The organism is Vibrio sp. SCSIO 43133, assembly GCF_023716845.1.
Classification (GTDB): Bacteria; Pseudomonadota; Gammaproteobacteria; order Enterobacterales; family Vibrionaceae; genus Vibrio; species Vibrio mediterranei.
The window spans coordinates 3,376,097-3,387,950 of the sequence record NZ_CP068024.1 but is presented as its reverse complement, the minus strand read 5'-3'; the positions used below and the strand labels follow the sequence as shown (position 1 = coordinate 3,387,950).

The 11,854-nt window shown below is 44.5% G+C and carries 12 protein-coding genes; 5 read left to right on the top strand and 7 right to left on the bottom strand.

The window, feature by feature from the left end; genetic code table 11:
• Positions 1-32 precede the first annotated feature (32 nt).
• Positions 33-305: a DNA-directed RNA polymerase subunit omega gene (gene rpoZ, locus JKJ11_RS15805; RefSeq protein ID WP_006071268.1), complete on the bottom strand. Its 273-nt coding sequence runs from the start codon at positions 303-305 to the stop codon at positions 33-35.
• A 178-nt stretch (positions 306-483) separates the two neighbouring features.
• Positions 484-1,107, bottom strand: coding sequence for a guanylate kinase (gene gmk, locus JKJ11_RS15800; RefSeq protein WP_031494034.1), 624 nt, complete (start codon positions 1,105-1,107; stop codon positions 484-486).
• A 389-nt stretch (positions 1,108-1,496) separates the two neighbouring features.
• Between gmk and JKJ11_RS15795 the strand changes: the two genes are divergently transcribed.
• Complete coding sequence (locus JKJ11_RS15795) at positions 1,497-2,867, top strand: NCS2 family permease (RefSeq protein WP_240207254.1); 1,371 nt, start codon at positions 1,497-1,499, stop codon at positions 2,865-2,867.
• A 201-nt stretch (positions 2,868-3,068) separates the two neighbouring features.
• Here the strand turns inward: JKJ11_RS15795 and JKJ11_RS15790 are convergent, their stop codons facing one another.
• Entirely contained in the window at positions 3,069-3,935 is an 867-nt protein-coding gene (locus JKJ11_RS15790; RefSeq protein ID WP_252038514.1) for a YicC/YloC family endoribonuclease, read from the bottom strand.
• A 199-nt stretch (positions 3,936-4,134) separates the two neighbouring features.
• Between JKJ11_RS15790 and rph the strand changes: the two genes are divergently transcribed.
• Both rph and pyrE read left to right on the top strand, forming a co-directional pair.
• Complete coding sequence (gene rph / locus JKJ11_RS15785) at positions 4,135-4,851, top strand: ribonuclease PH (RefSeq protein ID WP_252038513.1); 717 nt, start codon at positions 4,135-4,137, stop codon at positions 4,849-4,851.
• 171 nt (positions 4,852-5,022) lie between these two features.
• The gene (pyrE, locus tag JKJ11_RS15780; protein ID WP_031493548.1) at positions 5,023-5,664 is read left to right on the top strand and encodes an orotate phosphoribosyltransferase; all 642 of its coding nucleotides are present in this window, start codon (positions 5,023-5,025) and stop codon (positions 5,662-5,664) included.
• Between the two features lie 55 nt (positions 5,665-5,719).
• Here pyrE and JKJ11_RS15775 read toward each other — a convergent pair whose 3' ends face one another.
• A complete protein-coding gene (locus JKJ11_RS15775) occupies positions 5,720-7,126 on the bottom strand; it encodes an ArnT family glycosyltransferase (protein ID WP_252039134.1) in 1,407 nt (468 codons plus the stop codon).
• A gap of 190 nt (positions 7,127-7,316) precedes the next feature.
• Positions 7,317-7,811: a pantetheine-phosphate adenylyltransferase gene (gene coaD, locus JKJ11_RS15770; protein ID WP_124940402.1), complete on the bottom strand. Its 495-nt coding sequence runs from the start codon at positions 7,809-7,811 to the stop codon at positions 7,317-7,319.
• 140 nt (positions 7,812-7,951) lie between these two features.
• Here coaD and JKJ11_RS15765 point away from each other — a divergent pair, with 140 nt between their 5' ends.
• Positions 7,952-8,986, top strand: coding sequence for a glycosyltransferase family 9 protein (locus tag JKJ11_RS15765; protein WP_252038512.1), 1,035 nt, complete (start codon positions 7,952-7,954; stop codon positions 8,984-8,986).
• On the opposite strand, the gene JKJ11_RS15760 is transcribed toward JKJ11_RS15765, so the two are convergent.
• Together JKJ11_RS15760 and JKJ11_RS15755 are read right to left on the bottom strand one after the other, a co-directional pair.
• Positions 8,955-9,740, bottom strand: coding sequence for a glycosyltransferase family 2 protein (locus tag JKJ11_RS15760; RefSeq protein WP_252039133.1), 786 nt, complete (start codon positions 9,738-9,740; stop codon positions 8,955-8,957). The genes JKJ11_RS15765 and JKJ11_RS15760 overlap by 32 nt on opposite strands.
• A gap of 215 nt (positions 9,741-9,955) precedes the next feature.
• Positions 9,956-11,008, bottom strand: coding sequence for a glycosyltransferase family 9 protein (locus tag JKJ11_RS15755; RefSeq protein ID WP_252038511.1), 1,053 nt, complete (start codon positions 11,006-11,008; stop codon positions 9,956-9,958).
• Between the two features lie 75 nt (positions 11,009-11,083).
• Between JKJ11_RS15755 and JKJ11_RS15750 the strand changes: the two genes are divergently transcribed.
• Positions 11,084-11,827: a 3-deoxy-D-manno-octulosonic acid kinase gene (locus JKJ11_RS15750; RefSeq protein ID WP_252039132.1), complete on the top strand. Its 744-nt coding sequence runs from the start codon at positions 11,084-11,086 to the stop codon at positions 11,825-11,827.
• The last annotated feature ends 27 nt before the right edge of the window (positions 11,828-11,854 follow it).

The window sequence follows — 11,854 nt, the reverse complement described above, 5'->3', positions numbered from 1 at the left end:
AAGTCGATGGAACTCTGATTAGGTACTAGGAATTAACGGTTGTGAGCAATGCTGCTTACTGCCGCTAGTTCTGCAGCTTCTTGCTCTTGCTGCTCTTGACGTTCACGTGCATCTAGTACTTCTTTCGTGATCAAGCCTTCTTCGATTTCGCGAAGTGCGATAACCGTTGGCTTATCATTTTCTTCTGGCACTAATGCATCTTTACCACCGATTTGCATCTGACGTGCGCGGCGAGCCGAAATAAGAACTAGGTCGAAACGGTTACCAACTTTTTCAACAGCGTCTTGAACAGTTACGCGTGCCATAAGAACTCCAATAGTTAACTAAATTTTTGATGACGAGAAAGTATACAGGCTATTACGTTTAGATTCTAGATCACAAATGATCCTATTAGCTACTGTTACTTCTGGTTTATTGCATTATTTGCTTAGGGTGAGACCCTATTTGGAGCCTCACTTTGCAAGGAAGTGGTTAAAATCTACCTTACTCGGCGAGTAGGGCGTCTAACATACCTTTGTATTTCACCGCTTGTTTGTCTTGTTTAAGACGCTCAGCACGCAAAATAGCTTTAAAATCAACAAGTGCGCCGTCGAAGTCGTCGTTGACAATGACGTAATCGTACTCATTGTAGTGAGACATTTCTGACTTCGCTTCGCTCATGCGCTTGGCGATCACTTCATCACTGTCTTGGCCACGTACGTTCAAGCGACGCTCTAACTCACTGTTAGATGGTGGCAAAATAAAGACACTTTTCGCTTCTGGCATTTGTTCGCGGATTTGACGAGCGCCTTGCCAGTCGATATCCAAGAATACATCGATGCCTTTTTCTAGCGTCTCTTCAATCCATAGACGAGAAGTACCGTAGTAGTTTCCGAAGACTTCGGCGTATTCCAAAAACGCACCTTGTTCGATCAACGATTCAAAATCGGTTTTCTCAACAAAGTGATAATGAACGCCATCTTCTTCACCAGGACGCATACCACGAGTCGTGTGAGACACTGATACTTTCATTGCGTATGTCGGGTTTTTTTCCAACATTGCTGAAATTAAGCTCGATTTACCAGCACCGCTTGGTGCTGACACGATATAAAGCGTACCTTTACCTATCATTTTTCAGAGTCCACATCTTGGTTGAAGGGGTAGAGAATATCGTTATTTGATACTTCTATTCTATACGTTCACTGACCAAAGCGTTTAAAAATCGGCCAGAAAAATGGAGGCGAAGAGTATCATGTTTGCTAGGAGCTCGACAAGTCATCCGGTGAGTGCTCAGGGAACGTGTGGTTGCATTTTAAAAGGGAGCAAAAACACCGCAGAAGCCAGTTGTTCTTTTTGCCTGAAAGCAAACGTTTGCTTAAATATCAACATTTTGTTTTTAAAGAGATAAAAATAACTCACAAAAGCATTGATTTATTCCTGAGTCTGATTAGAATTCGCGCCAATATTTCTATCGCGCATACGTTTGCGTCTCCCATTTTATCGCTATAGGTCCTACTGTGAGTGCAGAACTAACCGGGCAACGCCAAGCTAGCCCTACTATCATTGAATCCACCTTCAAAGTGAGTGAGCGTAAGTCCACTATCGGTACTGAAGTATATGCTGGCTTTATCACTTTCCTCGCTATGAGCTACATTTTGGCGGTAAACCCAGCCATTTTGGGGGACATTCCTGGAATGGACCGTGGCGCTGTATTTACAGCAACGGCTTTGGCTGCGGCCTTCGCTACGCTAATCATGGGTATTTTTGGAAACTACCCAGTGATGCTAGCCCCCGGCATGAGCATGAATGGTTTCTTTAAAGGTATGCTACTAAGTGGCTCAGTGGCATTAGTTTGGCATGAAGCGCTGCTTGGCATCTTCTTCTCGGGTGTTATCTATCTTATTTTATCGCTAACTAAAATACGCAAAGCGATGATTGAGTCGATTCCAGAAGATTTGAAACTCGCTATTACCGTATCTCTTGGTTTATTTATTGCGTTTCTTGGTCTTAAGAATGCGGGTATTATCGTATCCAACCCAATTATTCTCGTGAGTATGGGCGATATTTCTGACCCGAAAGTCATCATCGCTTATATCAGTATCTTTATCGCATTAGGCTGTATGGTTCGCGATATTAAGTTGGCGACATTTATCTCTTTTGTGTCCGCCATCGTGCTTACGATTCTGGCTGATACCTTCATGGGAACCAACAATGCGCCAATCCCAGAACAACTCGTGGCAATGCCACCAAGCATGGCGAGCAGCTTTGGTGCCATCTTCGATTTCTCAGGGATTACCGCAGAGAAGATGTTTGATCTGCTGTTTATTATGATCATCTTTTTGATTGTCGATTTCTTCGATGGGCTCAGTACTATCGTAGGGGTAGGTCGTGATGCCGGTATCATTGATAAAGATGGTAAGGTGCCTAACGCACGCTCAGCGCTGATTGCAGATGCAGGCGGTACAGTAATGGGTTCAGTGTTCGGTACCACATCAGTCACGGCATTCTCAGAGTCTGGTATTGCCTCATCGCAAGGTGCAAAAACTGGCTTAGCTGCAGTCGTCGTAGCGGGACTATTCCTACTATCACTCTTCCTATACCCGTTGTTCTCGCTATTCTCTGCGGCAATGGTAGCGCCAGCTATGGTCGTGGTTGGTATCTATATGATTGGTCGCTTAGGCGATATTAAATGGGAAAAGAAAGAGTCTCGCATCGCTGCCTTCTTCACCATTATGTTTACCGTATTAAGCTTCTCACCAGCAAATGGTATGGCGATGGGCTTTATCAGTTATGCATTTAGTATGGTTGTGGCAGGGAAAGGGAAACAGGTGCATCCTGTGATTTATGTGCTGTCTGTGGTGTTTATGGCGTATTTAGCGCTGCTGTAATTACTTTAGTTGGCAGAGCTCCTCACAGCAATGTTATTTCATGAGCCGTGCATCTGTGCCCGCAAGAATCTTTTTGGGCTTAGTGCGCGTGTTGAGTATACCCCTACCTGCGCAATGGTGACGGTCAATTTAACTCCCAACTTGTGATATTCAAACAATAAAAAAGCAGGCCGAGGCCTGCTTTTTTATCATTCAACAGATTTACTCAATATTCTGGATCTGCTCGCGCATTTGCTCAATAAGAACCTTTAATTCTACGCCAGAAGTTGTGATATCGGTGCTAATAGACTTAGACGCCAGTGTGTTTGACTCACGGTTGAACTCTTGCATCATGAAATCAAGACGACGACCTACAGAGCCACCTTTCTTCAAGATGCTGGTTGTTTCTTTTACGTGAGAGTCTAAGCGGTCCAGTTCTTCAGCAACGTCTGATTTCTGTGCCAGTAGAATGAGTTCTTGCTCTACGCGTGAGGCATCAAGCTCGATTTTTGCTTCTTCAAACTTGCTTAGTAGGCGCTCACGTTGCCACTCAAGAATTTCTGGCATGCGAGCACGTACTTTGATTACTTCAGCAGTGATCGCTTCAAGACGCTGAACAATAAGCGCCTTCATATTTTCACCTTCGCTAGCACGAGCATCGATGAAGTCGCTAAGACCTTGTTCGAAACCCTCAAGCAATGCTTTATTGATGGTATCCATATCCTGTTCAGGTGTTTCCATTACACCAGGCCATTGCATCACTTGGAATGGATTTAGGCGGCTATCTTCACCTGTCATTGTCATAACTTGCTTTGCTGCACCAATTACTTGCTGAGCCAGTGTCTCGTTGATGCTTAACTCACCTTTTGCAGCAGGGTTTGCTTCGAAGCGCAAGTGGCATTCGACTTTACCGCGTGCTAGGCGTTTGCGGAAACGTTCACGAAGTACAGGTTCTAGACCACGAAACTGCTCAGGAAGACGGAAGTAAGTTTCTAGATAACGTTGGTTTACTGAGCGGATTTCCCATACTGCGCTACCCCAGTCACCTTTGACTTCTTTACGCGCGTATGCGGTCATGCTGTAGATCATGGATTGATTTCCTTGGATTGATAAATTGTTCAAACTGTCTTCATGTTAGCATAGTGAGGTGCGCTAAGTCATACACGATGAGATATCCAATGGTGGATGTATTGAATTGTCTCTAGCACTTAGGATGCTAGACCCGTAAAGCCATCTTCGCTATAATCCTCGCCCAACCAAATCCTCTTCCCCAACAAAGGTAATGTCCATGCGTCCAAATGATCGCGCAGCAGACCAAGTGCGCCCAATAAAAATTACTCGCAACTATACCGCTTATGCAGAAGGTTCTGTATTAGTCGAGTTCGGCAATACCAAAGTGTTGTGTAATGCAACGGTAGAGGAAAATGTCCCTCGTTGGCTAAAAGGCCAAGGTAAAGGCTGGGTAACGGCAGAATACGGCATGCTACCACGCTCAACACATTCAAGAATGCGCCGTGAAGCTTCGAGTGGTAAGCAAGGCGGACGTACTATGGAAATCCAACGCCTAATCGCCCGCAGCCTTCGCGCTGTTGTTGATTTGGAAGCAATGGGTGAAATCATGGTCACTGTCGATTGTGATGTGATTCAAGCGGACGGTGGCACACGTACGGCGTCTATTTCAGGTGCAAGTGTGGCAATGGCGGATGCGTTCGCTCACTTAGTTGCGAAAGGCAAACTAAAAGCGAACCCAATGAAAGGCCACGTTGCTGCAGTATCTGTCGGCATTTTAGGCGAAGACATCCTATGCGATCTTGAGTACACCGAAGACTCAGCTGCGGATACCGATATGAACGTGGTAATGACTGAAGACGGCCGAATGATTGAGGTTCAGGGGACCGCTGAAGGCGAACCGTTCACTCACAAAGAATTAATGGCATTGCTGGAGTCAGCAAATAAAGGCATTGCCGAGATCGTTGCAGCTCAGAAGCTGGCATTAGAAGATTGATTGATAGCTCCCGTAAGGGGGCTATTTTTTTGAGTAAGATACAGGCTAACGTCGGACGTCATTCCCACGAAGATGGGAATCTACTCAAAGCGAGCGATAACTTTGACGAGACCTTTGTCTAAATCAGGTATGACAATGGCATACCTAAACACAACAACCGAGAGAGAAAAAATGAAAGCATACCAGCGTGAATTTATTGAATTTGCACTAGAAAAAGAAGTTCTAAAATTTGGCGAATTTACCCTTAAATCTGGTCGTAAAAGCCCTTATTTTTTTAACGCTGGGCTTTTCAATACTGGCCGTGACCTTGCACGTTTAGGTCGTTTCTATGCAGCAGCGTTAGCAGATTCTGGCATTGACTATGACGTGCTGTTTGGCCCTGCATATAAAGGCATCCCTATTGCGACAACGACAGCAGTTGCGCTGGCTGACCACCACGATGTGGACACTCCTTACTGCTTCAACCGTAAAGAAGCAAAAGACCATGGTGAGGGTGGTAACTTGGTTGGTAGCCCATTAGAAGGCCGTATTATGTTGGTTGATGATGTGATTACCGCTGGTACAGCAATTCGCGAGTCGATGGAAATCATTAAAGCCAATGGCGCTGATCTAGCTGGCGTACTTGTTGCTATTGATCGTCAAGAAAAGGGTAAAGGCCAGCTATCAGCGATTCAAGAAGTAGAACGTGATTTCGGCTGTGCGGTCATTTCGATTGTAAGCTTAACTGACCTTGTAACTTTCCTTGAAGAGAAAGGTGATAACGCTGAGCACTTAGAGGCAGTGAAAGCGTATCGTGCAGAGTACGGTATCTAACTATTAGCAAAGTTAAAAAAGGGTCGGTATGCTTGCATACCGACCCTTTTATTTTTTAGTTACTTGGCTTTATTTTACAAAGTAACGCCATTCTATCGTGACTCTCGGCTACAGCTTGCTTGCTACAGTCGTACTTTTCCTTAAATGGAATAAAGTCACGCTGTCTATCTTTGTACGAGATGATGTAGAACTCGTTTAACCCTTTCACTTGGTCATCCGACTCAAACACCTTAGCTTGACCGTTACTGTAGTACTGGCCTGAGTATGATCTAGGGTAGACGTAGAAAGTACGGACATTAGGATCGATAGTTTCAAAGATCGCCTTATCACTGTTATCAGCAATCTTACCTGTAGCGAGCATATAAGTTGCTGCAATCAGCGCCACTGGAACAATCAGTGATGCAATGGCCAACCAAATGGTGTCCTTCTTCCTCCAGAAAATGGCCAACAAAATACCGATAGCTGGTGTGCCTGGGAGAACATAGGTTGGCAAGATATTGCTCGACATAGTAAATAGAATCAACGGAGACAACGCCCACCAAATTGCAAAACTGGTAAAACCGTGATTCTGCTTTGCTTGCTCCCAACCAAATTTGGCGCGAACTAGCATTAAAATAGGCAGAATGATTGACCATGGTAGTACCGCCAATAGCCAGAAGAACCAGATTTTTCCTTTAGGCTCCTCATGACCAGACCCGTATAGATCACCTGTCCAACCCGGCTCAACAAAACGCTTATAGTGTTCGCCAACGATAAAGTAGTCGATAAAGCCTGGTGTAGCGCGTTCAGCCATGATGTACCAAGGCAAAGCGATGGCAAGCATTAACAATGTACCTTTGATGAGCGGGAAGCGACGCCACAGTTCAACAAACGCACCAATAATGCCATGTTGAACTACCATCCACGGGAAGATCGCCAGACCAAATAAGACGATGGCCACTGGTCCTTTAGCCAGCAAGCCAATCGCGAGACCCGCAAAGCCAACGTAGCCCCAGAGAGTCTCACCACGCCAGCATTGATAGAAGCCAATCATCGCTAGCGTTAAACCTACAGTAAGCGCCATATCCGTCATTACTGCACCGGCAGAAATGGAGAACACGAGCGTCGTAGATAACACAACAGCTGCAACAAGCGGGTTATAACCATTCTTTTTCGCGAACCATGCCGCTGCCCACACTACTATGACCCCAGCCAGCCAATGTGGAAGACGTAACGTAAACTCAGATAGGCCAAACAGTTCGACACTTGCCGCACTCATCCAAGTGAATAGCGGTGGTTTGCCCCAGAAAGGCACTCCATAATCAAACAGAGGTGTTAACCAGTTTCCGGTTTCCACCATCATTCGCGCCATTTCTCCATAACGTGACTCGGTCGTATCCATAAGTGGATAAAGTCCAAGAGAAAGTAGGCGGATGAGCAACGCACCAATCAGCAAGGTCCACAGCGTTCGCTCTTTATTAATCATTTTGTTAGCTCCAACTTGTCGCCAAAACAGATAACAGGGTCTCTGTTACAAACCAAAACAGGATGATAGCTATATCATCCTGCCAAATAAAAACTCACGAAGTCTCACACATTCTTTAAGTGTAGGTCAATAAATTGGCAATCAATCTATTGTTAGGGAGTGTAATTTTATAAACAAAGTTCCACAGTTAGACGACTTTTTTAGTTTGAAGTGCCTTTTCAATTAAAGGTGGTACAAACTGACTAACATCACCGCCATGGATGGCGACTTCTCGAACTAAGGTTGAAGAAATAAAGGCATGCTCTTCTGCCGGAGTTAGAAACACACTCTCTAAACCGGGTAGCAAACGTCGGTACATATTAGTCAACCCGAATTCATACTCAAAATCGACAGTGGTTCGTAAACCACGAATAAGTACATTGGCCTTCTGTTCTTCAGCAAAATTCACCAGTAGTCCAGAAAACCCTTTGGCTGAAACATTTTCTAAATGCTTGGTGACCTCGCGAGCGAATTCTACACGTTCATCCAGCGTAAACATGGTGTTCTTACTTGGACTTGCTGCAATCGCTATGATCACTTCATCAAACATAGTGGCCGCTCGTTCAATAAGATCAAGGTGGCCATTGGTGATAGGGTCAAATGTACCCGGGTAGATAACTCGAGATAAACGCTTTTGGGTCACAATGTTTGCTCTAGTAAGAAATTTTGTTCAGTGTAACATTTTATAGATGCGAACAAACAGGCACGCAACAGTTATCATTAATCCAATGACTTGCTATTATCCTGAGTTGCTAGGTATACGAGATAAAAGAGAAAGATCACATGAAAAACATTCTGGTAGTTCGAAACGATAAAATCGGTGATTTTATGTTGGCTTGGCCGAGCTTCGCTATGCTAAAAGCGTCTATGCCGGAATGCCGCATTACTGCGCTTGTACCCAGTTATACTGTCGCTTTAGCGAAAGCATGTCCGTGGATTGATGAAGTGATTATTGATTGTGGAGAAAAGGCGGATAAACACACTCAGGCAACACTCGTAAATACCTTAAAAGGTGGGAAATTCGATGCATCGATTAATTTATTCTCAACGACATATAACGCTTTATTGGTTTGGAAAGCAAAAATCCCATACCGACTCGCCCCTGCAACTAAGTTAGCGCAAATCTTCTACAACAAACGCATCAAACAAAAGCGCTCGCAAAGTGCTAAGCCAGAATACGAATATAACCTAGATCTAATTCGAGCATTTTTAAAAGACCAAAAAATCGATATTGTCGAGCCTCGCGCACCATATTTCTCTTTCTCCCTTGATACGTTAGCTAAGCAAAAAGAAAAACTCTCTTCTCAACTAGAACTAAATAAAGCTAAACCATGGATCTACGTACATGCTGGAAGTGGTGGCTCAGCCAATAATCTATCTTTAGAACAATATTGCGAGTTGATTGCAGGTATCAAACACAGTGCTGAAATCGTGCTGACTGCTGGGCCCGGAGAACAAGACAAGGCAAGAGTGCTACAACAACTGCTTGCGAGCAACGATATTCGCAGTGTGGTTTATGATAAGAATGACGGGCTGGTGGATTTTTCATGCTCACTCGCATGTGCAAGCTTGTTTGTTGCTGGTTCGACAGGTCCATTACATATCGCGGCGGCTTTAGATGTTCCAACTGTTGGTTTTTTCCCCGCTAAGCGTTCAGCAACACCGCTGCGTTGGAAGCCTTTGAATTCAGATGGCAGGCACATTGCTTTCTGTCCACCAAAAGCTGAGGACAAAGCGAGCCAAGAGAATATGACTCGCATTGATTTAGTTCAGGTAGCAGCGGAGCTTAATCCTTGGGCGGCTGAGTACTTGTCCTAACCCACAAGTCAGCGTATTTCACAAAGGTGGAGTGCGCTGACAAAATTGATAACAAAAAGCCCTGCTTACCATCCAAGAATCCAGCTTTAATAATGTACATTTTTACAAAGCAAGCAATAGCATGAATGATCCCTTGAGAGATACTTGAGCGTTTTCCACGTTTCTCTCGTTGTTCTGCCCAAGCTTTTGCGTAGCCAGCAGATTTGACTAAATAATGATGGATATCATCGTAGGTGTAGTGGATTAAGTCACCTTTCAACGTCTCAACTTGCATGTCGCCATTCGTTTCAACTTTTTCGTGAACCAAAGAATCATCGTATTGAGTTAGTTTGGTTGGATAAAGACGCAATACTTTGTCAGGATACCAACCGCAATGCTTAATAAAGCGCCCAAATACCCAACTAAGGCGGGCAAATTGGTAGATAGTGGAAGGTAGGTTCTTTTCTACAGTCTCTACAATACTGTGCTTAAGTTCAGGAGTAACTCGCTCATCGGCATCAAGCCAGAATACAAAGTCTGACTCTACATGACTTTGTGCCAAGCGTCGTTGTGGTCCAAACCCCGGCCACTCAGGGTTTGCATGAAACTTCGCACCGAACTCCGCTGCTATTTCCGCGGTATCATCAGTACTACCAGAATCCATAATGACGATTTCATCCACCCAGCCTTGCACAGACTCGAGACAGGCACGTAGGTGCTTGGATTCGTTTTTTACAATCATTGCGACAGCAAGTGTTGGTTTGGTCACGGTAATGGTCCTTGGTTTGTACCCCCGGTTATTATAGAGGGATAATGTAATTCGTAAATTTTCGCCGTCCCCAATTATCTCGTCATACTCACGAAAGTGAGGATCTCCCAAAGCGAGCGACGACGTGATTAACGGCATAGTAATTAAAACGTACTCAACTCCACAGCGCGCTTCATGAGCTCCCCTTTTTCAAGGGCATGACAGTGGGTTTACTCCTTGGATTAACCTAATCTTTCCGCCTCGATAACCCGATCGAACATTTCAATCACGTTATCTGACGAAATTCGCTGCATTGCTTTCTTATCCTTAACTCGAGCGCGCCAACTCAGTTCTGCACTAGGTTTTCCCGTCTCAGCTAAAATCGCCTCTTCATATACAGACACTACATAATCCTGATAATTATACGGCCCGGTGCGCTTAGGGTTATGGTGAGCATACAGGCCAATAACTGGAGTTCCCATGGCGTTAGCCATATGAGTAGGACCAGTGTCTGGTGCAATAACTAAATCGGCTAGATCAAGAAGGGCAAGCATTTGGAGCAAGCTACTTTTACCAACCAGATTAGTAATAGGCGATGAGAGACTTTTCTCAATCTTTTCACTAAGCTCAATTTCGATCTGAGCAGGGCTTCCCGCGAGTAGTATATTCCAGCCTAGCTGTATCGCATGTTCAATCACATCCACATAGCCGTCGGCGGTCCAGTTCTTATAGCCTTTACTTGCCGCGGGCACGATGACCAAATTGCGCTTATCGGCAACATATTGCTTAGCCCAGGCATGATCTTCTTCAGAGTATTGAAGTTGCCATGTAGGTTCTGTGGCTAGTATTCCCAGCGTTTCGGTAAAAGCCATTAGCCCATCAAGAACGTGCATTTTTCTCGGGGAAGGAACTTTTACATTAGTAAATAGCCCTTGAAAGTCTTGCGCACGCTCTCCATCAAAACCAAGCTTATATTTTGCCTTGATGCCTAATGTCGCAATGCTAGCGCGAAATGCGTATTGCATGTGTAAAAGAGCGTCAAATTGCTGTCCTTTCAATTGCTGCCAAAGCTGCTTGTAGCCTTGCCAACCAGCTTTTTTATCAAATACAACAACCTTGATACCAGTAATGCTCTCTAGTAACTGAGCTTCAAGTTTACCGGTAATCCAAGTGATTTTAGTCTCGGGCCAAGAGGTCTGAATGGCTTGCACGGCTGCAATGGTATTGCAGACATCACCAATGGCAGACAGGCGCAAAATACATATGGATTGAGGTGGGGTATCAAAAAGTGCCATAAAATCGCAAAGCTAGAGACAGATGTAAAGATTATGCAGGGGGGCGGAATGAATGTAAAATCAGATGGATGGAAAATGACTCTCTATCTTCATGCAGCCCCCTTATATTGGAGCAAGAAATTGAAAACAGTTAAAAACAACAACACAACTTACTGGTTTGATGAAAGCTTGCTGAAGGAGCCGATCGAAAAGGTGTTTGACCCCCAATATTGGCAAGACAATAACCGAGTCATTGGTAGCGCTCAAGGGCGCGGAACAACGTGGTTTGTAGAAACACAAACTATCGAGGGGGCACTACGTCATTATCGCCGTGGAGGCTTGTTCGGTAAATTGGTGAAAGACCAGTATTGGTTTTCGAGCTGGGACAAAACTCGCAGCTATCAAGAGTTTCAATTGCTTCAAACCTTGATTAAAGGAGGGGTCAATGTGCCAAGGCCGATCGCTGCGCAGGCAACTAAAATAGGCTTTTATTACAAAGCTGATTTGCTGAGTGAAAAAATCCCCAATGCTCGAGATCTTGTTTCTATTTTGCGGGAGCAGGCGTTACCAGAGTCAATGTATCGTAAGATTGGTAAAGAAATTCGTAAGATGCATCAAGCACAGGTGAATCACACAGATCTCAATATTCATAATATCTTAATTGATGATCAGGGGAGAATTTGGATTATTGACTTTGATAAATGTCGCCAACAATCAGGTAATACCTGGAAGCAGGATAACTTGAGAAGATTACGTCGTTCCTTTGATAAGGAAGTGGCTAGGGAAAGTATACACTTTGCTCCGGATTGTTTTTCTGTGCTACTTAAAGAAATGCAATGATACAGGACTGAAAAGTAGCTCTGTATC

Excerpts from the sequence above, each read along its gene's own strand:
- pyrE (WP_031493548.1), top strand. The coding sequence starts at position 5,023 with ATGAAAGCATACCAGCGTGAATTTATTGAATTTGCACTAGAAAAAGAA.
- rph (WP_252038513.1), top strand. The coding sequence starts at position 4,135 with ATGCGTCCAAATGATCGCGCAGCAGACCAAGTGCGCCCAATAAAAATT.
- JKJ11_RS15765 (WP_252038512.1), top strand. The coding sequence starts at position 7,952 with ATGAAAAACATTCTGGTAGTTCGAAACGATAAAATCGGTGATTTTATG.
- JKJ11_RS15750 (WP_252039132.1), top strand. The coding sequence starts at position 11,084 with ATGACTCTCTATCTTCATGCAGCCCCCTTATATTGGAGCAAGAAATTG.
- rpoZ (WP_006071268.1), bottom strand. The coding sequence starts at position 305 with ATGGCACGCGTAACTGTTCAAGACGCTGTTGAAAAAGTTGGTAACCGT.
- JKJ11_RS15755 (WP_252038511.1), bottom strand. The coding sequence starts at position 11,008 with ATGGCACTTTTTGATACCCCACCTCAATCCATATGTATTTTGCGCCTG.
- JKJ11_RS15790 (WP_252038514.1), bottom strand. The coding sequence starts at position 3,935 with ATGATCTACAGCATGACCGCATACGCGCGTAAAGAAGTCAAAGGTGAC.